Below are 20,792 nucleotides of genomic sequence, written 5' to 3' on the forward strand. Positions count from 1 at the left end.
CACTGCAACCAGCCCGTCCGGGCCACCGCTGCGGTGACACCCATCTAGGTGCACCCGCCCACACCGTCAAACACTTTTTGCAGTCTTCCTACACAACACCAACAAAACCACGCTTTTCCGCGGGTTTTAACTTGCCCTGAAGCCGCAGCGCTGTAGCGAATCGGCCATGGACGCCCCCGCCAGCCCGCCGAAACAGGTCGAATCGTTCGCCAGCCAGGTGCGCAATGCGGTTATCTGGCGCTCGGGCACGCAGATCGCGGCGCAGCTGGTGCAATGGGCCTCCACGTTCCTGGTCATCCGGATCCTGTCACCGGGCGACTATGGGCTGTTCGCCATGACCGGGGTCGTCATGGCCTTCCTCAACATGCTGAACGGCTACGGGCTGGCGAGCGCGGTGGTGCAGCAGCGCGACATCACCAGCCGGCAGGTCCAGCAATTGTTCGGCATGCTGATCGTGCTGAACCTGTCGCTGGGCGCGGCACAGTTCGCGCTCGCGCCGCTCGCCGCCGCTTATTACCGCCAGCCGGAGGTCGCGCATCTGCTGCGTGTCCAGGCGCTGATCTATTGCGGCACGCCGTTCATCGCCCTCCCCCAGGCGCTGCTGAGCCGAGAGATGGATTTCCGCCTGCAGGGCCGGGTCAACATCCTTTCCTCCGTTGCGGGCGCAACAACCGCGTTGGGGGGCGCTTATGCCGGATGGGGCGTATGGACATTGGTGTTCGCGCCCATGGTGCTGTTCGCGACGCGCGCGCTGGGCATGACCATCGCGGCGCGCATGTGGATCCGGCCGATATTCGACTTTCGCGGAGCCGGCGCGCTGGCCCGGTTCGGCGGAATGATGGCTGCGAGCCAGCTGTTCTGGTTCCTCCAGAGCCAGGCTGACGTGTTCATCGCGGGGCGGCATCTGAGCGTCTATGATCTGGGCATCTATACGACGAGTCTGTTCCTGGCGCAGATCTTCGTGTCCAAGTTCGTGCCCCCGCTGAACGAAGTCGCCTTTTCCGCCTTTGCGCGCATCCAGCATGATCGTGCCGCGACAGCTGCCGCCTTCATCAAGGGCGTGCGCATCGTAATGCTGGCTGCGTTGCCCTTCTATGTCGGGCTGGCGGTGACTGCAGAGCCGTTGGTGCTGGTGATGCTGGGGGAGAAATGGGCGGGCGCCGCCCCGGTCGTCCGGCTGCTGGCGCTGGCCATGCCGTTCATGACGCTCCAGGTATTATTTTCCCCGGCGTGCGATGCGCTGGGTCGGCCCGGGATCGGCGTGCGGACGGGCGCGATCGGCTCGATCATCCTGGCGGCCGGCTTCCTGGTGGGCGTGCGCTGGGGCGTAACCGGCCTCAGCCTGACCTGGATCATCTGTTATCCGCTCTACCTGGCGATCAGCTGCTCGCTGGCCCTCCCGGTGATCGGCGCGCGGGTGCGCGACATGGCGCGGGCGACCGCTCCGACGCTGGTGTCCGCCGGGGTGATGGCCGGCATTGTCGTGCTGGTCGATCGCGCGGTGGATTGGCCGCCGGTGCCGCGGCTGCTGATGCTGGTGAGCGTCGGCGCCGCGACCTATGGCGCGATGCTGCTGGTGGTGGCACGCCCGCTGGTGCGCGAGACAGTCGCGCTGGTGCGCAACCGGGTGTGACGCGCAGCTAGGCCTGCTGGATATAGTCGCGCATCGCCGCGGCATCCGCCTCCACACGATCGATGCGGTATTTGACGAGATCACCGATCGAGACGATGCCGACCATCCGCCCCTGCTCGATCACCGGCAGGTGGCGGATGCGGCGCCGCGTCATCAATGACAGCGCCCCCATCACCGCATCCTGCGGCGAGACGGTGACGGCGGGTGCGGTCATCACCTCGCGCACGGGGCGATCCAGCACGCTCGTGTCGCCTTCCTTCAGGCAATAAATGACATCGCGTTCCGAAAATACGCCGGCGACCTCTCCGCCATCGAGCACGGGCACCGCGCCGATGCGTCGGTTGGCCAGCAGCGCCACTGCGTCGCGAACCGAATCGCCAGCCGTTACCGTCACGATGTCGTGACCCTTGCCGCTCAGGATTGCCGCGATCGTCAACGCCTCTCTCCTTATCGTCAGAGGGCCCGTGCGACGGCTCAGGAGCCGATCGCGGGCGCCTTCATGCTGGAAGACTGCGCCATTTCACGGCAAATGGAAAGCATGAGCCGCCTTGATGACCCTGAATACGCCCGTTTCGCCTGGGCACGATTTCGCCGCCTGTTGAGCTGGAGCGGCGTCATCGGCGTGATCGCATCGGTCCTGGCGATCTGGCTGGTCGGACGCGCCTATGGCGAGCTTAACTGGATCGCGGCGCTTGCCACCGTGGGCGGTGTGACAGGATCGGTGCTGATGGCGGGCGCGCTGATGGGCCTCACCTTCCTGTCGTCCGGAACCGGCCATGACGAGGCGGTCGACACGCGCGATTTCGAGGAACGCGACAATGCAGGGAATGTGGGCCGCCCCTGACGTGCCCGGCGTTTCCCGCGAACCCGATCATCAACAACCCGGCCCTCGATGACGGGTCAGAAATGACGAAGGGCCAGTGACGCGCCTTGCGTCACCGGCCCCTGGTTGATCAGCAATCGCCAATCGGTTGGCGTCAGGCGTCGACTTCCGCCGGTGCCACGATCGTCCGACGGCGCCGCGGCTTGGGCGCCGCATCCCCCGCCGAATCCTCAGCGCCGATTGCCGGCGGCAGCGCGCTGGCATCGAAGCCAAGCTGATCGCCGTCCTCGGCCACCACCTTGCGCGGGCGACCGCGACGCTTGGGCGCCAGCGTCGCATCGGCCGATCCCTCGCCCGCTACCGAAGACTGGCTCACCGGCGGCTGGCTCGTCGGCGCTTCGGCGTCGCTGGTCAGTGCACGATCCGGCGCGCCGGCATCACTGCCCGAAGAGGCGACGTCGCCGCCAAATTCCTCACGCGGCTGGCCCTCGCGCTGCCCATTATACCGCGGGCGGCGCTCGCGCTGGCGATCACCATCCGGCCGGCGATTGTCGGAGCGCTGCGCCGCACCCTGCTCACCATCGGCGCGCTGTTCGTCGTCGCGGTGCATGCGGGCACGATCGTCATCGCGCTGGCCACGGGGACGATCATCACGCTGGCGCGAACTGCGGTCACCGCGGTCGTCCTGACCGCCACGACCCTGCTCATCCGCCCGGATCGCCTCGCCCTCGTCGCCATATTCCTCGTCGCCGTCGAAGTCGTTCTGCGGGCGGCGTTCGCGGTTATTATCCTCGTACCGGCCGCGCTGGTCGGCGAGCACGCGGAAATAATGATCGGCGAACTGGAGGTAATATTCGGTGTTTACCCGATCGCCCTGGCGCTGCGCATCCGACGCCATGTTCTTGTACTTCTCGTACAACTGGCTGGCGTTGCCGCGCGCGCGACTGTCAATCCGATTGCCGTTATCGCGCGAACCCTGGTTCCCGCCACCTTGCGGGCGCTGTCCACCGCGGCCGCGACGACGGCCGTTCTGACGATTGTTGATCAAAATACTGTCCTCGTCCTCAAACCAAAAACGGCCTTGCTCCCGGGATATTCGGTGCAACATTCCCCGGCCCGGGCGGAAGCGGCGGGTAACGCCGCACCTTCAAGGCCTGCCATGGCCGCCGGACTGCAGCGGCTGATGACGAAGGGTGGGCGATCCGCCCAATTCAACAGACAATGTTGATTTGCGTGCCCCTGCGCTCGCCATAGCTGCTGAGCGGGCTATCTCAAAGAGAAATATTGTGAACCGGCCGTGTCGTTTCAAGGCGTGATAACAAGGCAACGGTCACGTCCCGCCAAGTCCTGCCGACATGTGACGTGAAGTCCCTCCGCCGTGAACAACGCACCGGCGGAGTGACGCTGATCCGCGCCGATCTCCACACAGGCGACGCCGCCCGGCGCGATCTGACGCCGGAGCAACGGCGCGATCCGCGCATAATCCGTGAGCCCGTCGGCGCCCGCATAGAGCGCGGAGGCGGGTTCGTGCCCGGCAACCTCGACCGGGAGGGCGGCATCACGCGCGATATAAGGCGGGTTGCACAGAACCAGGTCGAATTGCTGGCCGGTACCGTGCCAGTCGCCGGCCAGGATCGTGGCGCGGCCGGGCGCAATCCGGGCTGCATTGGCCGCCGCAATGTCGAGCGCGGCCGGCGACGCATCGATGCCGACCCCGGTCGCAGCCGGCCACTGGTCCAGCGCGGCGAGCAGCAACGCGCCGGAGCCTGTCCCCAGGTCGAGGATCGTGCCGGGTCCCGATGTGCCGGCGAAAAAGTCCACCGCGGCCTCGATCAGCGTCTCGCTGTCAGGACGGGGGATGAGGACGCCGGGAGCGACGGCGAGGTCGATCGTCCAGAAGGCACGCGTGCCGGTGATATAGGCGATGGGCTCATGCGCGGCGCGGCGCTCCACCAGATCGGCGAAACCGGGGGGGACCGGCTGATCGCCGAGGGTCAGCAACAGGCGTTCGCGGGTGATACCAAGCGCGTGGGCGAGCAGCAGCTCGGCATCGAGCCGCGGCGTTTCGGAGAAGCCGAAGCGCGCCGCCGCGGCATTGAGCGCGGCGCGCGCCTCAGCCATCGAGCGTGGCCAGCCGCTCCGCCTCATCCTCCGCGATCAAGGCGCCGATCAGCTCGTCCATGTCGCCGGCGAGGATCTCGGGCAGGCGATGCAGCGTCAGGTTGATGCGGTGATCGGTCACGCGCCCTTGCGGGAAATTGTAGGTGCGGATCCGCTCCGACCGGTCGCCGCTGCCGACCATCGACTTGCGCGCCCCGGCGCGTTCCGCGTGAAGCCGCTCGCGCTCCATTTCATAAAGGCGCGTGCGCAGCACCTTCAGCGCCTTGGCCTTGTTCTTGTGCTGCGACTTTTCATCCTGCTGGATCACCGTCAGCCCCGTGGGGATGTGGACGATGCGCACCGCGGAGTCGGTCGTGTTGACCGACTGGCCGCCGGGGCCGGACGAGCGATAGATGTCGATGCGCAGATCCTTGTCGTCGATCTGCACGTCGACGTCCTCCGCCTCCGGCAGCACCGCGACCGTGGCCGCCGAGGTGTGGATCCGCCCGCCGCTTTCGGTGACGGGCACGCGCTGCACGCGGTGGACGCCGCTTTCGAACTTCAGTTTCGCGAACACGCCGGTGCCGGTTACGGAGGCGACCACTTCCTTGTAGCCGCCGGCATCGCTTTCCGAGGCGGAGATCAGCTCGACGCGCCACCCCTGGCGCTCCGCATAGCGCTGGTACATGCGGAACAGGTCGCCGGCGAACAACGCAGCTTCGTCGCCGCCGGTGCCGGCGCGCACTTCGAGCATGGCCGAGCGTTCGTCCGCCGCGTCGCGCGGCAGCAGCGCCAGCGCGAGCTTTCGATCGGCCGCCTCGAGCGCGACCTTGTTCTCGCGCAGTTCGTCCTCGGCCATGGCGCGAAGCTCTGCGTCACCGTCGCCGGTCATGTGCGCGAGGCTTTCGGCCTCCTGCCGCAGCCGACGTACTTCGGCCGCTGCCTGCGCGACGGGCTCCAGCTCGGCATATTCCTTCGACACCGCGACGAAGCGGTCGCCCGGCAAATCGCCAGTCGACATCAGCGCGGCGAGTTCGTCCCGCCGCGCCTCGATCTGGCGGATGCGATCCAGCGAGATGGCGGTCATTGCAGGCCGCGCAGTACCAAGGCGATCGGCGAGCTGTTTGTTAAAGCTTCTATTTGGCCCTGCTTTAAGGTGCCCTCACGCAACCACTTGATCGAGTGGCCCATTCCTTGCCCGCCCATTCCGAGCGTAAGGACAGTTTGCGGGAATTGCTTCAACGCGCGATCATAACGCTTCTTGACGCTGCCCGATGCGAAAAGCTCCGCGGAAACTCCCTGACGTCGAAATAACGCAAGCAGACGAGAGGCGGTATGCTCGGTCTCGGGGTGCTCAGCGACAATTGCGAGATCAGGTCCTGTTCTTTCCGGCTCCTCCAGCAGCATCGCCAGCCGCTCGACACCGGCCGCCCAGCCCACGCCCGCCGTCGCCGGGCCGCCAAGGCTTTCGACGAGGCCGTCGTAGCGCCCGCCGGCCAGCACCGTGCCCTGCGCGCCGAGCCGATCAGTGACGAACTCGAACGCGGTGTGGCGATAATAATCGAGGCCGCGAACGAGCCGGTCGTTGCGGGTCCACTTCACGCCCGCCGCGTCGAGGCCCGCCGTCACCGCGTCGAAAAAGGCGCGCGCCTCCTCGGTCAGGAAGTCGTCGATCCCGGGCGCGGCATCGGCAATCGGGCGATCGCGTGGATCCTTCGAGTCGAGGATGCGCATTGGATTCTTGTCGAGCCGGGTCAGGCTGTCCTCGGACAGATCGCCGCGATGCGCCTCGAAATGCGCCACCAAAGCCGCGCGCCAGGCGTCGCGGGTTTCCGCGTCGCCCAACGTGTTGAGCTGAAGCGTCACGCCGTCGGCGATGCCGAGTTCGTGGAGCAGCTGATCGGCAAGCGTCAGCAATTCGACGTCCGCCGCGGGTTCAGGCGCGCCGAGGATCTCGGCATCGATCTGGTGGAACTGGCGATAGCGTCCCTTCTGCGGGCGCTCGTAGCGAAACACTGCGCCAGAGGTCGCGACCTTCAGGGGCGCAAACTGCTGCCACCCCTCGGTCAGATAAGCGCGCGCGATGCCGGCGGTGAATTCCGGCCGCAGCGTCAACGAATCGCCGCCGCGATCGGGGAAGGTGTACATTTCCTTCGACACGACATCGGTCGTCTCGCCGATCGAGCGGGCGAACACCTCGGTCGCCTCGAACATCGGGATCTCGACACGCTGGAAGCAATAGAGCTTGCGCACGCGATCGAAGGTGTCGAGCACCTGCGCGAAGCGGCGCTGGTCGCTGCCGAAAATGTCCTGCGTGCCGCGCACGCGATTGGGAGTCTGGATACGGGCCATCACGGCCGCATCTAGGCGCGCGTTGCGCGGCGCGCTAGCACCTGACGCATGACAAGGGCACGCAGCGAGTGGCGGGTCGGCAACAGGATCGCTCCGGCGCGCTTCCTGGCCTTCGTCGGCCTGCTGATCATCGCCTGCGGCATTGCGGTGATTGTCGGCACCACGCCCGGGCGCGCGCTGATGATCGGTTTCGACACGGCGAGCGTGGTCTTCCTCGTCTCGCTATGGCCGCTGCTCGACGACAAGACCGCGGACATGCGGCGGACGGCCGAGCGCAACGACGCCAACCGATCCGCCCTGCTTGTCCTGACGGCATTGGTGATGGCCGTAATCCTGGTGACGGTGGCCAGTGAACTGAGCGCCGAGCGCGTCGACAAGGACCGGGTGCTGATCATCATCACGCTGGCGGCGGCATGGCTGTTCTCGAACATCGCTTACGCGCTGCACTATGCCCATCTCTTCTACACTCAGGATGAGGGGAAGGACGCCAGGGGGCTCGACTTCCCGACCGGCGACGCACCGGATTATTGGGACTTCATCTATTTCGCGTTCACGCTGGGCATGACGTTCCAGACCGCCGACGTGGCGATCCAATCGCGCGCGATGCGCCGAGTGGTGATCGGCCACGGGCTGGCGGCGTTCATCTTTAACCTCGGCGTCGTCGCCTTCACGATCAACATGCTGGGCAATTGAGCTTCGCGGCATTGGCCGCTAGCGGGGTCAGCCATGTTCCGTATCGTCATTGCGGGCGCGCTGCTCGCGTCCACTGCCGCCGTTGTCGCTCAGGTTCCCGCCGGCAACTCGACTCCCCAGCCCGCCGCCATCGTCGACACGATCCCGGCGCCGGTCGACCAGCCCTATCCCGGCACGATCGCGCTGAAGGTCGATGCGACCGACATCGGCCGCCGGATCTTTCGCGTCACGCAGACGATCCCGGTGGCAAAGGCCGGGCCGACGGTGCTGCTGTACCCGGCATGGCTGCCCGGCAAGCACGGGCCGCGCGGCGAGATCGAGAAGCTGGCAGGGCTGGTGTTCAAGGCCGATGGCAAGGTCATTCCGTGGACGCGCGACACGGTCGATGTCTTCGCCTTCCACCTCGACGTGCCGCAGGGCACCAAGACGATCGAGGCGAGCTTCCAGTTCATTTCCGCCACCAAGCCCGATCAGGGCCGCGTGGTGATGACGCCGGACATGCTGAGCCTTCAGCCCAATTCGGTGAGCCTCTATCCGGCCGGCTATTTCACCCGGCAGATCCCGATCCAGATGACGGTCACCTATCCGGAAGGCTGGACCGCGGCCGGCGCGGTGCCGGCAAAGGTGAACGGTTCGACCTATGTCTACCAGACGACCGACTATGACACGCTGGTCGATTCGCCGATCCTTGCCGGGCGCTATGGCAAGACATGGCCGCTCAGCAACCGGGTGAAGCTGGCGGTTTATGCCGACACGCCGGGCGAGCTTGCCGCCACGCCGGCGCAGATCGACGCGCACAAGCGACTGGTCGATCAGGCGGTGAAAACATTCGGCGCGCAGCATTACGACAATTACACATTCCTGCTGTCGATCACCGACAACCTCGGCAGCATCGGGCTGGAACATCACCGGTCGAGCGAGAATGGCGTGACGCCGGGCTATTTCACCAAGTGGAATGACGGGCCCGGCCGGCGCAACCTGTTGCCGCACGAGTTCACCCACAGCTGGAACGGCAAGTTCCGGCGCGGCGCGGATTCGTGGACGCCCGATTTCCGGATGCCGACGCGCAATTCGCTGTTGTGGGTGTACGAAGGGCAGACGCAATTCTGGGGCTATGTCCTCCAGGCGCGTTCGGCTCTCGTCTCGAAGCAGGATACGCTGGACCAGTTGGCGGCGATTGCGGCGCTGTATGACAGCCAGCCTGCGCGGCAGTGGCGCCCCCTGATCGACACCACCAACGATCCGGTGATCTCCGCCCGTCGGCCCAAGGGCTGGTCGAGCTGGCAGCGCAGCGAGGATTATTACAACGAGGGCCTGCTGGTCTGGCTCGAGGTCGATTCGATGCTGCGCCAGTTGTCGGGCGGCAAGAAATCGATCGACGATTTCGCCAAGGCGTTTTTCGGCGTGCGTGACGGCGACTGGGGCGTGCTGACCTATACGTTCGACGATGTCGTCGCGACGCTGGACAAGATCCAGCCGCACGACTGGCGCGGGCTGCTGACGCAGCGGCTGACTGAAAATGCCAAGGGCGCACCCCTGTCCGGGTTCGAGCGCAACGGTTACCGGCTGGTCTATGCGGCCGAGCCGACGGCGTCGTTCCGTGCCAACGAAAAGACCCGCAAGCACACCGACCTGACCTATTCCGGCGGGTTCGTGGTCGGCCAGGGCGGCGACGTCACCGGCGTCACCTGGGGATCGCCTGCATTCGACGCCGGGCTGACGATCGGCACCACGATCGTGTCGGTCAACGGCCAGAGCTATTCCGACGACCGGCTGAAGGCAGCGATCACCGCGGCCAAGGACAACCAGCAGCCGGTACAATTGTGGGTCAAGAACGGCGATACCTACCGTCAGGTGGCGCTCGACTGGCGCGGCGGGCTGCGCTACCCGCGGCTGGAAAAGACCGGTGCGGGAGAGACCGGTCTCGATCGGCTGCTCGCACCGCGCTGACCCGCGGGGCGGCAACCAGACACATTCAAGGACAAGGGACTTACAGCATGCGCATCGACATGGTGCCGACGGGCGACAACCCGCCGCACAGCCTGAACGTCATCATCGAAGTGCCGACCGGTGGCGAGCCGGTGAAATATGAGTTCGACAAGGCCAGCGGCGCGCTGTTCGTCGATCGCATCCTGCACACGCCGATGCGCTATCCGGCGAATTACGGCTTCGTGCCGCACACGCTGTCGCCCGACGGCGATCCGCTCGACGCGCTGGTGGTGTCGCGCTCGCCGTTCATCCCGGGCTGCGTCGTGCGCGCACGGCCGATCGCAGTGCTGAACCTCGAGGACGAGGCCGGCGGCGACGAGAAGCTGGTGTGCGTGCCGGTGGATCAGACCTTCCCTTATTATTCCAAGGTCGGCGAGAAGGACGATCTGCCCGAGATCGTGTTCGAGCAGATCGAGCATTTCTTCACCCACTATAAGGACCTGGAGAAGAAGAAGTGGGTCCGCATCGGCAAGTGGGGCGGCGCCGAGGAAGCGCGGCAGATTACCGTCGAGGCGATCGAGCGCTACAACGAGGCCAAGAAGCAGGGCGAAGAGCCGCACGACCACGACGTTCCGGGTCGCTGATCACCCTCAGCCGGTAGAGTGATGACGGGCGCCACCCCTGGACGGGCGGCGCCCATTGTCATGTTCAGGCGGCCTGACCCGCCAGGCGGCGCAGCGCCTCCCCCGTGACGCGCTGCGTGGTCCATTCGTCCTGCGGCAGGGCGCCTTTCGCGCGGTAGAAGTCGAGCGCGGGGGTGTTCCAGTCGAGCACCGTCCATTCCAGCCGCGGGCAGCCGCGATCGAGCGCGACCTGCGCCAGCGCCTGAAGCAATGCACCGCCTGCCCCGGATCCACGCGCCTCGGGCGTGACGTAGAGATCCTCCAGCCACAGGCCCCGGCGCCCGGTCCAGGTCGAAAAGGTGTGGAAGAACAGCGCGAAACCGATGCTGAGGCCGCCCTGCGCCGCGAGCAGCACCTCGGCCGCTGGCGAGGGGCCGAACAACGCCTCCTGGAACATCGCCTCGGTCGCCTCGACCGCGTCGGGTTCGCGTTCATAGGCGGCAAGCTCGCGCACGAAACGCAGGATGGTGGGAATGTCGGCGGGAACGGCCGGCCGGATGGTGATGGTCATGCCGCCTGATCGATCGTTTGCGCGGCAATGTCACGCCTGCGCGCGGCGATCACGCAGGCGACGACGATCACCGCCGCGCCAAAGAGGGTATAAGGCGACACCCGCTCCCCAAAGACCAGGAAGCCCAGCACCGCGGCATAAACGAAGGACGTATATTCCGTCATCGCCAGATAGCCCGCCTCGCCATGCGCATAGGCCCAGGACAGGAGCATCATCGACGCGAAGGCAAGCAACGCCGCGCCGATGAGCGGCAGGAGCGTCGACGCGGGCGGCAGCACCGCGAGCCAGGGGGCGGCGCAGAGCAGGATGAGGAAGATGACCACCGATTGGACAAAGGCAGTCTCCGCCGGCCGTGCGGCAAGCGACTGCAGCCGCGTCAGGATCAGGTTCACGGCATAGAGGATCGCCGATGTCAGGACGGCCATCGCACCCTGGAACGCCTCCGGGCCCAAAGCCGTGCGTGCCTGACCGGCGAAGATGGTGGCAATACCAAGGCTGGCGGCGACGACGGCACCGATCGTCCGGATCGACACCCGTTCCCCCAGCCACCATGCCGCGAGGATCAGCGCCAGAATGGGCGCGATGTAGGAGAGCGCAATCGCCTGCGCCATCGGCACGCGCGCCAATCCCCAGAAGAACAGCAGCCCCATCGCGCAAGTGATCGTCCCGCGCGAAAGATGAAGCAGCATGGCCCGGCGACTTGGCCGCCGTACGCCGGCCACCCCCCAGGCGGCGGCGCCCAGCGCAATATTACCAAGCGATCGCCACAGCATGGTGTTGTAGACGCCGATCGCCAGCACCAGCCCCTTCATTAGCGCGTCCATGACCGAGAACAGGGCAATGCCGAGAGCCGCGACCAGAAAGGCGACGGCTGGCGATACGGCAGAAGCAGGAATTCGCACCATTGCCGATCAATACGATCCAAGAGCGCAGTCGGCGAGGGGTAACAACCATTACTCGCAAAGGCTTAACTCAGGATGAATGTAGTTAACTGTGGTTTTCCCTAACAACAAAGCTGCGACTAAAAATTTAGAACGCGATACCACTTCAAGAAAAGCGGTATTTTCGACCCACGATTTTGTTGACCCGCACAGATGGCGCGCTTAGGCAACAAAAAAGTAAGGAGTGTAAAAATGACCGAAGATTCCGCCGACATCAACGCGGTTGAGCTCGCCACCGAGCTGACCATCGCTTGGCTGTCGAATCCCAATACGCGTGCATCCAGCGATGAGGTGCCGGGATTTCTGCACAAGATGCACGAAGCGGTGAATCAGCTGTCGACCAACACGCAGATCGCGACCGATGAGGAACCCGTCGGCGAATACACGCCGGCAGTTTCGGTGCGTAAGTCGCTTGCTTCCAAGGATCACATCATTTCGATGATCGACGGCAAGCCGTACAAGACGCTGCGTCGCCATCTTGCCGGCCACGGCCTCACGCCGGCGGAATACCGCCAGCGTTATGGCCTGAAGCCCGACTATCCGATGGTTGCCGAAAACTATTCGGAAGCGCGCCGCGCCATGGCCAAGAAGATCGGCCTCGGCCGCAAGCCGGGCATGACCCGTGGCGGCAACGAAGGCGGCACGGCAAAGCGCGGCCGCAAGGCAGCAGCGCCGGCGGCGAGCGAGGAGTAAGGGCGCATGGCCGGGGCAGCGCCGCTGCCCGGCATGCGTGATGCGATCGGCGGGCGCATTCGTGCGCTCGTCGGATCCGGATCGGTCGACCTGTCCCGCCCACCCGGCGATCCCGGGCTGTTCGGGCCGGGATCGATGGCGTGGCGCATCCACGGCGATTTTTCCGCCATGATGATCGGCGGCGTTTCCGCGCTGCTGCTGCAGATGCTGCATCCGCTGGCACTAGCCGGCGTCTGGGACCACAGCGACTTCCGCCGCGACCGGCTGGGCCGCCTGCGCCGCACCGCGCAATTCATCTCGCTGACCACCTTTGGCAGTAGCGCGGCGGCAACGCGCGCGATCGACCACGTTCGGGCGATCCATGATCGGGTGTCGGGCACGCTGCCGGACGGCACCCCCTATGACGCCAATGACCCGGAACTGCTCACCTGGGTCCATGTGGCGGAGGTCGACAGCTTCCTTCGCGCGTATCTACGCTATCGCGATCCCGCGCTAACCGGGACCGAGCAGGATCGCTACCTTGCCGAGACCGCCATCGTCGCCGAGCGGCTGGGCGCGCGCGACGTGCCGACATCGCGGCGGGCGGTGGAATCCTATTATCGCCGTTTGCGCCCGGCGTTACGCTGCGACGCGCGCAGCCGCGAGGTGGCGGATGCCTTGCTGGCGAGCGGCCCCGATGCGCTGACGACCAGTGCGCTGGCGATCGTCGCGCCGGCGGCGATCGAACTACTGCCCCCCTGGGCGGCGGCGATGCACGGTCGCGCGCCCAGCGCGATCGGCCGCCCCGCCATCCGCTTCGGGGCGAGAGGCATGAGCAATGTGGTGCGCTGGGCGCTGCGCCGCTGATCGCAGGCGCGCCGGTGCGAGCGACGGCTCGCTCAGTCGATCATGTGCTCGACAAGCGTGTCCGCCTCATCCCCCGGCATCTGCTCGCCGCGCGCCAGCGTCAGGGTGGTCGCCAGATCCCACATGACGTTGCCGAGCGTGCGCATGATATCCGGCAGTGTCTCCACCGCCACCAGCAGCCCCAGAGGGGCAGTGGGCGCACCGATCGCGGCGCAGACCGGCGCGACCGAGCTGACGTAACTGACTGTGCCCGGCAGGCTGACTGCGCCAAGCGACATCAGCGCCGCCACCAGCGTGCCGACCGCCAGCGTGCCGAGCGACAACGGTACGCCGAACCAATGCGCGATATAGATCGCTACCGCGAAGTTCATCGCGGGCCCGGTCGCCCGCAGCAGGGCAACGGCGAGCGGCAAGGTGACGCCTGCGGTCGTGACATGCGTCCCCAGCGACTGCGCACCGGCGAGCATGGCGGGCAAGGAGGCGAGCGACGACTGCGTCGATACGGCTACCGCTTGGCTCGGCAGCGCAGCGCGCGAGAAGCGCGCCAGCGACACGCGTCCACCGAACATCGCCATCGGATAGGCGCACAACGTCACCACCAGGCCGACCGCAACGACGATCAGGATATAATGGACCAACGCGTGGAAGGCGCCGCTGCCCGCGCGGGCGCCGACCACCAGCGCGAGCGCGAAGACGCCAAGCGGACCGACCCACAGCACCCAGCCGATGACCACCAGCATCGTGTCACGCACCGCGGTAAACACCCGCACCAGCAGTTCGCGCAGCTCGACGTCGATCCGCATCAGCGCGAACGCAAAGATCAGCGCGAAGATGATCATCGACAGGAAGTTGCTGTCAGCGGTGGTCTTGATGATGTTGTTGGGGATGATGCCCGACAGGAATTCCCCAAGTGGCGGCACCGGCGGATTAGGCCCGACCCCGGTGAGGGCAGCGCGGAGTGCGGCGGCGGATTCGGTGGGCAGCGGCACCAGTCCCAGGAACAGGGGCGTCAGAAAGGCGGCCGACAGCGCGGAGGCGACCATGACGGTGACGTACAGCGCGACCGCGCGCCCCGCGAGCCGCCCGGCCTGTGCCGCCTTGGCCGTCGCGGCGACGCCGGTGACCAGCAGCGAAAAGACCAGCGGGACGATGGTCATCTGCAAGGCGTTGAGCCACGACTGGCCCACCGGCTGCGCGACCGAGATCACCGGATCCACCGATTCCGGAGCGTAAGCAGCCAGCACGATCCCGACGAGCAGCCCGGCGATAAGCGCCAGGAGAATGCGAGTAGATTGGGACATCACGCCTTTCGAACTGTTCGTCACCTTGGACTTGTCCCTCAGCCCACCACGCGGCAAGAGCCAAGAAAGTTATGGTTCTGCGGCACCAAGGTGGCGGGAGCAAGCCTGTCCTGACAACGCGACGATCGACGCGCGTGGGGACACCAAAGGGTGGAGATCGCGTGTGGCACGCAAATATTTCGGCACGGACGGTATTCGTGGACTGACCAACCTGTCGCCGATGACGGCGCAAATGGCGATGAAGGTCGGCATGGCGGCCGGCGCCCACTTCCTGCGCGGCGATCATCGTCACCGCGTGGTGATCGGCAAGGACACGCGACTGTCGGGCTATATGCTCGAGAACGCGCTGGTCGCGGGCTTCACCTCCGTGGGCATGGATGTTGTGCTCCTTGGCCCCCTGCCGACCCCCGCCGTCGCAATGCTCACCCAGTCGATGCGCGCCGACCTGGGCGTGATGATCTCGGCCAGCCACAATCCCTTCGACGATAATGGCATCAAGCTGTTCGGCCCGGACGGCTACAAATTGTCAGACGAGGCCGAGATGGCGATCGAGGCGCTGATCGACGGCGACATCGCGCTGGCGCCCGCGGGCGATATCGGCCGCGCCCGCCGCGTCGAGGACGCGCGTGGCCGCTACATTCACTTCGCGAAGTCGACCTTCCCGGCGGACCTGCGGCTCGACGGGCTGAAGGTGGTGATCGATTGCGCCAATGGCGCGGCCTATCAGGTCGCGCCATCCGCCTTGTGGGAGCTTGGCGCGGAAGTGGTGGCGATCGGCGTCGCGCCGAACGGCAAGAACATCAATCATCGCGTCGGCTCGACCGCGCCGCAGACGCTGTCCGAGACGGTCGTGGCAAGCGGCGCCGCCATTGGCATCGCGCTTGACGGTGATGCCGACCGGCTGATCGTGGTCGACGAACATGGCCGTGTCGTCGACGGTGACCAATTGATGGCGACAATCGCAACCAGCTTTGCCCGTCGTGGTGAGCTGGCCGGTGGCGGGCTGGTCGCGACCATCATGTCCAACCTGGGGTTGGAGCGGCATCTGGCGGCGCAGGGCCTTGGCCTCGTCCGCACGTCCGTCGGCGACCGGTATGTGCTGGAGGCGATGCGCACGCGCGGTTTCAACGTCGGCGGCGAGCAGTCCGGGCACATCATCCTGTCGGATTACGGCACGACGGGCGACGGTCTGGTCGCCGCGCTGCAGATCCTGGCCGAGGTGAAGCGCGCGGGCGCGCCGGCGAGCGAGGTGCTGCATCGCTTCGAGCCGCTGCCGCAGCTGCTGAAGAACGTGCGCTATGCCCGGGGCGGCAAGCCGCTGGAAGTCGACAGCGTCAAGCAGACGATCGCCGCGGCCGAGGCGGAACTGGCCGATAGCGGCCGGCTGGTGATCCGGCCATCGGGGACGGAGCCGGTAATCCGCGTCATGGCCGAAGGCGAGGATGCCGCGCAGGTGGAAGCGGTGGTCGATCGCGTGTGCGAGGCGGTTCGCGCCGCCGCGTAACACCCGATCGCGGAGAGCGGCGCGCTGGCGGCGCCGCTCGTCACTCTCCCCCTCCGCGGAGAGAGCGCCGGTGGTCAGTCGCCGGTCACTTTCGCCGGCCCCAGATCGCCCTGGCCGATGGTGCCGCTCGCCATGGCCAGCATCGCGTCCAGGCTCTTTTTCGCCTTGACGCGCAGATCCTCGTCCATCTCGATCCGCGGCTCCAGATCGCGCAGCGCGACGTAGAGCTTCTCCATCGTGTTGAGCGCCATGTACGGGCAGATGTTACAGTTGCAGTTGCCGTCGGCGCCCGGCGCACCGATGAAGGTCTTGCCCGGCAGCGCCTTTTCCATCTGGTGGATGATGTGCGGCTCGGTCGCGACGATCAGCGTGTCGCCCGGCATTGCCATGGCATATTCGAGGATGCCGCGGGTTGAGCCGACATAATCGGCGTGGTCGAGAATGACGGCCGGGCACTCCGGGTGCGCCGCGATGGGCGCGCCGGGATGCTGCGCCTTCAGCTTCAGGAGCTCGGTCTCGCTGAACGCCTCGTGCACGATGCACACGCCCGGCCACAGGATGAGGTCACGCCCGGTCTTGCGCGCGAGATAGCCGCCGAGGTTGCGATCGGGCCCGAAGATGATCTTCTGGTCCTTGGGGATCTGCGAGAGGATCTTTTCCGCCGACGATGACGTGACGATCACGTCGGACAGCGCCTTCACCGCCGCCGAGCAGTTGATGTAGGTGAGCGCGATCGCATCGGGGTGCTGCGCGCGGAACGCGGCGAACTGCTCGGGCGGACAGCTGTCCTCGAGCGAGCAGCCGGCATCCATGTCGGGCAGGATCACGGTCTTCTGCGGCGAGAGGATTTTCGCCGTCTCGGCCATGAAACGCACACCGCAAAAGGCGATCACGTCTGCATCGGTCGCCTGCGCCTTGCGCGACAGATCGAGGCTGTCCCCGACAAAGTCGGCGATGTCCTGAATCTCGGGCTTTTGATAATAATGCGCGAGGATCACCGCATTGCGTTCCTTGCGGAGGCGTTCGATCTCGGCGCGGATGTCGACGCCCTTCAGGTTCTGCGGCTGTTCCATGCCGACGCAGATGGCCCGGCTGGCCAATTCGATCAAGATAGCATGGTGTTCGCCTGAAGGCCGGGCAGCGACTATTGCGCGTTCGCCAGCACTTCCTGAAGGCTGCGGCTCATGTCCCACTGCTCGCCATTCCTGGGCACGGGCTCCCCGGCGAAGCGCACGTTGACGCTTACCGGTAGGCCGGCGGCGGAAAGGGCGCCGCCGAACAGCCGGGATATAGCGGTGCGCGCATTCTCCTGCGCCTTGGCGATGTTCTCCGGATCGTTCGCCCGGTCCGCGACCGCTGTCGCCGCCGTGGCTGCGACCTTGCGCTGCAGGTCTGCCATCGCTTCGCGCGACACATAGACCCCGCTGGTCTGATCCAGCGTCACGCGCGCATGGTCGATGTTCGGCTTGCCGGCGCTGACGTCCGGCACCTCGACGGTCAGCGTCCCGCTGCGTTCGTCATAGCGAAAGTCACGCGGCGCGAGGCGGCGCAGATTGACGAAATAATCGACCTCGAACGGCGCTTTCACCACGCGTGTCGAGCTGAGCCAGCCCCACAGTCGGCTGGTCGCCCCGGTTGCCTGAACCGTGCCGGTGAGGCGACTGACGCGCAGGTCCGCACTGGTATGAAGGGTCGCCGCGACAACCCGCGCGACCGCCAGGCCGCTGTCATCGGTCGCGACGACGTGGCGATCGTCCCACCAGCGGTAGCTGGCAATCGTCGCGACGACGATCGCGAAGGCGATGGCAAGCCCCACCGCGGCGATCGCAATCGATCGCCCGTCAGGCCGCATCCACACTTTCCCAGCCGCCGCCGTGGCTGCGCACCAGCGCGCGCCGCTCCAGATCGATGAGGTGCGCGAGGACAGAGCGTTCGGCCGCCGGATAGAGCCGGGGGTCGACGCCGACGTACATCTTTTCCACCATCGCCGGGACCTCGACGGTGCCGGCGCGCAGCAGGCGCAGGATCTGCCCTTCGCGCTGTTTGCGGTGCCCCAGCAGGCCGCGCACCAGCCGCTGCGGCCGCTCAATCGCCTCACCATGGCCGGGGTAATAGATGCGGTCGTTGCGGCCGATCAGCTTCTCGAGGCTGGCCATATATTGCGTCATGTCGCCATCGGGGGGCGAGACGACGCTGGTCGCCCAGCCCATCACATGATCGCCGGAAAACAGCGCCTTTGTCTCGCGAAGGGCAAAGGCAAGGTGGTTGGACGTGTGGCCCGGCGTCGCGATCGCTTCCAGCGTCCAGCCATCGCCGGCGACCGTATCGCCCTCCGCCAGCACGCGATCCGGCGCGTAATCATGGTCGAACGAGGCGTCGGAGCGGGGTCCGTCATCCTCCAGCGCGAAGGGCGCAGCGCCGACGACCGGCGCGTCCAGTTCGGCGGCGAGCCGGGGGGCGCCGGGGCTGTGATCCCGATGGTGGTGAGTGATGACGATCGCACGCACCGGGCGACCCGCCACCACCGCGAGCAGCGCGGCGTGATGCGCCTCATCGGCAGGGCCGGGATCGATGATCGCGAGATCGGTCGTCCCGACGACGTGCGTCTGGGTACCCGTGTAGGTGTAGGCCGAGGCGTTCGGCGCGAGCACGCGCGTGACGAGCGGCTCTAGCACGATCGGAATACCGGTTGGCGGTGCCTCCATGAGACCGCAGATGGCCGGTTCGTCAGGTGAAGGCAAGGGCGGCGCGATCAGCGCTGCGGATCAATGATGCGCCGCGTCATCCATCCGGGATGTTTCGCGATCGAGCGCGTGAAGGGCGTGGTCGCGCTCCGCGAGTGTCAGATGACCGTTGGCACGGACGGCCGCGCGCGCGGCATGCATGGCCTCGCGGGCGCTTGCCATGGCCGCTTTCCGGGCAATTTCGGCCTCTTGCAAGGCGGCCTCGGCCCGATGCTGCGCCTCGGCCCGCGCCCGGGCGCTACGACGTTCGATCCGGTCGGTGCAGATGGTCACGCGCGGACGACCGGCCTCGGTATCATGGACGACGGTCGGCTCGATCACGTCACCGGCGCAGGCGGCTGAGCGGACAGTCGGAACGGTGACGGAGACGTGGCCGTCCCTGGTCCAACGCGGAACGGCAGGCGGGTCCGGGGGGATCGGCGCTGCGGCCGGCGCCGGCGGAGCGGGGGGCGTGGCGGCGGCGGCCAGCGGGCTTTCGTCCGACGACGGCTCCGGCGCGAGCGGGGGTTCCGGAGGCTCGGGCACCGGGTTGGCGGCGATCCAGGCCTCTGCAGCCTCGCCCTCCAACACGCGGCGCTTGCCGTCGCGCTCGACCACGACGCGCACGTCGTGCGCCGTCGGTGCGGGCGTCGGCGCAATGGCCGGCAGCGCGGCCTCGGCCGCGGTTTCGACGCTGGCGCGCACCCGTTCCGCCGCGCGCGTCCCTGAGGCAGTGAGGCCGAGCGCGCCGGCACCCGTGGCGAATACCGCGGCGAGACCGACGAGCGTGCGCGTGCGCGAGATGCGCATCGTGCCCAGCATCCGCAGACGGCCCTTGAGATCGTCAGCGGTGTGGAGGTGGCAGGCCGCCGCGATTGCGCCGCCGTGCGCCGCCTTCACGATCGCACAGGCATAGGCATGGCGCGCGTCGCTGCCGAGCCGCGCCAGCACGCGCGCGTCATTGGCCATCTCCTGATCGGCGCGAAACGCGCGGAAGGCGTACCAGGCAAGCGGGTTGAACCAGTGCAGCGCCAGCACGGCCAGCGCGAGCCAATTGGCGACAAGGTCCCCGCGGGCATGGTGACCCAGCTCATGCGCCAGCGCCAGCCGCTGCTCATCCGAATCGTAGCGGGCGGCGAAATCGCGCGGGAAGGCGACGAAGCGGCGCAGCACGCCGAACGCCAGCGGCCCGGCCGCCTCGGCGCTTTCGACGATCGTCACGCCATCGATCCGGTCAATCGTGCTCGCCCGCGTCAGCAGACGCCGGCGGAAGCGGTGATAGGCAAGCAGGTGCCAGCCGATGAACGCCGCCGCGCCCAGCCCCCACAGCAGGGCAAGGGAAGAACCGAGCGTGAGGAAGGAGGGCGCGGCAGCGTCGCCGGCGGCAGGGACGATCAACACCGTCACCTGCTGGCCGACCTCGCCAAGCGGAGCGGCTAACGTCGTCGAAATGGGGGTGGCCACCTGTTCGCGGACGCTTTCCGGCAAGGGGGGCAACACCAGGCGCAGCAGCGGGAGCGACCAGAGCGCATAGGCGACCGGCGCGCCGAAGCTGCGGCGCACGGGTCCGCGCACGAGCAGCACCAAGGCGATGAGAAGCGCGGAGGCGGCGAGCGCCTCGACCATCCACGAGACGCCTGCCGAGCCTCCGAGCGCGCTCATTGTTTCAGCGCCTTGAGGAGGGTTTCGATTTCCGCGATATCCTGCGCGGAAAGCTCATCGCGTTCCGCGAGATGCGCGACCAGCGGGGTCAGCTTGCCGCCGAACAGCCGGTCGATCAGCCGGCGCGATTCGCCCGCGACATAATCCCCACGCTGGACCGCCGGGCGATAGAGATAGCGACGGCCATCCTCCTCATGGGTGATGGCGTTCTTCGCGAGGAGCCGGCCGAGCAAGGTCTTGACGGTATTAGCGCTCCAGCCGCGGTCCGGATCGACCCGCTCCGCCACGTCCTGCGCGGTGAGCGGACTTTCGTCCCACAGCACCTCCATCACCGCATGTTCGGCATCGCTGATCCGTTCGGCCACGACTCGACTCTCCTGCAACTACATCTGTGGTCG

The 20,792-nt window shown here is 66.8% G+C and carries 21 protein-coding genes; 8 read left to right on the forward strand and 13 right to left on the reverse strand.

Annotated features, from left to right (window positions below; all coding sequences use genetic code 11):
• Positions 1–166: 166 nt before the first annotated feature.
• Positions 167–1,633: a lipopolysaccharide biosynthesis protein gene (locus CA236_RS17015; protein ID WP_125946524.1), complete on the forward strand. Its 1,467-nt coding sequence runs from the start codon at positions 167–169 to the stop codon at positions 1,631–1,633.
• Between the two features lie 7 nt (positions 1,634–1,640).
• Here the strand turns inward: CA236_RS17015 and CA236_RS17020 are convergent, their stop codons facing one another.
• A complete protein-coding gene (locus CA236_RS17020) occupies positions 1,641–2,069 on the reverse strand; it encodes a CBS domain-containing protein (RefSeq protein ID WP_125946525.1) in 429 nt (142 codons plus the stop codon).
• Positions 2,070–2,171: 102 nt separating this feature from the next.
• Between CA236_RS17020 and CA236_RS17025 the strand changes: the two genes are divergently transcribed.
• Positions 2,172–2,477: a hypothetical protein gene (locus CA236_RS17025; RefSeq protein ID WP_231621953.1), complete on the forward strand. Its 306-nt coding sequence runs from the start codon at positions 2,172–2,174 to the stop codon at positions 2,475–2,477.
• A 133-nt stretch (positions 2,478–2,610) separates the two neighbouring features.
• On the opposite strand, the gene CA236_RS17030 is transcribed toward CA236_RS17025, so the two are convergent.
• The 4 genes from CA236_RS17030 to hisS all read right to left on the reverse strand — a co-directional run bounded on the left by CA236_RS17030 (position 2,611) and on the right by hisS (position 6,908).
• The gene (locus tag CA236_RS17030) at positions 2,611–3,504 is read right to left on the reverse strand and encodes a DUF4167 domain-containing protein (RefSeq protein WP_125946526.1); all 894 of its coding nucleotides are present in this window, start codon (positions 3,502–3,504) and stop codon (positions 2,611–2,613) included.
• Positions 3,505–3,761: 257 nt separating this feature from the next.
• Positions 3,762–4,577, reverse strand: coding sequence for a peptide chain release factor N(5)-glutamine methyltransferase (prmC, locus tag CA236_RS17035; RefSeq protein WP_125946527.1), 816 nt, complete (start codon positions 4,575–4,577; stop codon positions 3,762–3,764).
• Positions 4,570–5,643 (reverse strand): peptide chain release factor 1, encoded by a 1,074-nt coding sequence (prfA, locus tag CA236_RS17040; protein ID WP_125946528.1) that lies wholly within the window; start codon positions 5,641–5,643, stop codon positions 4,570–4,572. Before prfA ends, prmC begins: the two co-directional genes overlap by 8 nt.
• Positions 5,640–6,908, reverse strand: a complete 1,269-nt coding sequence (gene hisS, locus CA236_RS17045; RefSeq protein WP_125946529.1) for a histidine--tRNA ligase — start codon at positions 6,906–6,908, stop codon at positions 5,640–5,642. Before hisS ends, prfA begins: the two co-directional genes overlap by 4 nt.
• 48 nt (positions 6,909–6,956) lie before the next feature.
• Here hisS and CA236_RS17050 point away from each other — a divergent pair, with 48 nt between their 5' ends.
• From CA236_RS17050 to ppa, 3 genes are read left to right on the forward strand one after another with little or no spacing between them, the layout of a single operon-like run.
• A complete protein-coding gene (locus CA236_RS17050) occupies positions 6,957–7,601 on the forward strand; it encodes a DUF1345 domain-containing protein (protein ID WP_125946530.1) in 645 nt (214 codons plus the stop codon).
• 33 nt (positions 7,602–7,634) lie between these two features.
• A complete protein-coding gene (locus CA236_RS17055) occupies positions 7,635–9,551 on the forward strand; it encodes a M61 family metallopeptidase (protein ID WP_125946531.1) in 1,917 nt (638 codons plus the stop codon).
• Positions 9,552–9,598: 47 nt separating this feature from the next.
• Positions 9,599–10,174, forward strand: a complete 576-nt coding sequence (ppa, locus tag CA236_RS17060) for an inorganic diphosphatase (RefSeq protein ID WP_046409585.1) — start codon at positions 9,599–9,601, stop codon at positions 10,172–10,174.
• A gap of 64 nt (positions 10,175–10,238) precedes the next feature.
• On the opposite strand, the gene CA236_RS17065 is transcribed toward ppa, so the two are convergent.
• Positions 10,239–10,724 (reverse strand): GNAT family N-acetyltransferase, encoded by a 486-nt coding sequence (locus tag CA236_RS17065; protein WP_125946532.1) that lies wholly within the window; start codon positions 10,722–10,724, stop codon positions 10,239–10,241.
• Positions 10,721–11,629, reverse strand: a complete 909-nt coding sequence (locus tag CA236_RS17070; protein WP_125946533.1) for a DMT family transporter — start codon at positions 11,627–11,629, stop codon at positions 10,721–10,723. Before CA236_RS17070 ends, CA236_RS17065 begins: the two co-directional genes overlap by 4 nt.
• Before the next feature lie 228 nt (positions 11,630–11,857).
• On the opposite strand from CA236_RS17070, the gene CA236_RS17075 reads away from it, so the two are divergent.
• Positions 11,858–12,358 (forward strand): MucR family transcriptional regulator, encoded by a 501-nt coding sequence (locus CA236_RS17075; protein WP_046409579.1) that lies wholly within the window; start codon positions 11,858–11,860, stop codon positions 12,356–12,358.
• Between the two features lie 6 nt (positions 12,359–12,364).
• On the forward strand, positions 12,365–13,204 hold the full coding sequence (locus CA236_RS17080; protein WP_206430615.1) for an oxygenase MpaB family protein: 840 nt from the start codon (positions 12,365–12,367) through the stop codon (positions 13,202–13,204).
• A 32-nt stretch (positions 13,205–13,236) separates the two neighbouring features.
• Here the strand turns inward: CA236_RS17080 and CA236_RS17085 are convergent, their stop codons facing one another.
• A complete protein-coding gene (locus CA236_RS17085; RefSeq protein ID WP_125946534.1) occupies positions 13,237–14,505 on the reverse strand; it encodes a cation:dicarboxylase symporter family transporter in 1,269 nt (422 codons plus the stop codon).
• A gap of 163 nt (positions 14,506–14,668) precedes the next feature.
• On the opposite strand from CA236_RS17085, the gene glmM reads away from it, so the two are divergent.
• The gene (gene glmM / locus CA236_RS17090) at positions 14,669–16,009 is read left to right on the forward strand and encodes a phosphoglucosamine mutase (RefSeq protein ID WP_125946535.1); all 1,341 of its coding nucleotides are present in this window, start codon (positions 14,669–14,671) and stop codon (positions 16,007–16,009) included.
• Positions 16,010–16,083: 74 nt separating this feature from the next.
• Here the strand turns inward: glmM and nadA are convergent, their stop codons facing one another.
• The 5 genes from nadA to CA236_RS17115 form a co-directional block, all read right to left on the reverse strand.
• Positions 16,084–17,082, reverse strand: coding sequence for a quinolinate synthase NadA (nadA, locus tag CA236_RS17095; RefSeq protein WP_125946545.1), 999 nt, complete (start codon positions 17,080–17,082; stop codon positions 16,084–16,086).
• Between the two features lie 71 nt (positions 17,083–17,153).
• Positions 17,154–17,861 (reverse strand): DUF4230 domain-containing protein, encoded by a 708-nt coding sequence (locus CA236_RS17100; protein ID WP_052742554.1) that lies wholly within the window; start codon positions 17,859–17,861, stop codon positions 17,154–17,156.
• The gene (locus tag CA236_RS17105) at positions 17,851–18,714 is read right to left on the reverse strand and encodes an MBL fold metallo-hydrolase (RefSeq protein WP_125946536.1); all 864 of its coding nucleotides are present in this window, start codon (positions 18,712–18,714) and stop codon (positions 17,851–17,853) included. The genes CA236_RS17100 and CA236_RS17105 overlap by 11 nt, the downstream gene beginning before the upstream one ends.
• A gap of 60 nt (positions 18,715–18,774) precedes the next feature.
• Complete coding sequence (locus CA236_RS17110) at positions 18,775–20,394, reverse strand: M56 family metallopeptidase (protein WP_125946537.1); 1,620 nt, start codon at positions 20,392–20,394, stop codon at positions 18,775–18,777.
• Entirely contained in the window at positions 20,391–20,759 is a 369-nt protein-coding gene (locus tag CA236_RS17115; RefSeq protein ID WP_046409571.1) for a BlaI/MecI/CopY family transcriptional regulator, read from the reverse strand. Before CA236_RS17115 ends, CA236_RS17110 begins: the two co-directional genes overlap by 4 nt.
• Positions 20,760–20,792: the final 33 nt, after the last annotated feature.

The organism is Sphingomonas sp. ABOLG (genome assembly GCF_003950435.1).
Taxonomy (GTDB): Bacteria; Pseudomonadota; Alphaproteobacteria; order Sphingomonadales; family Sphingomonadaceae; genus Sphingomonas; species Sphingomonas panaciterrae.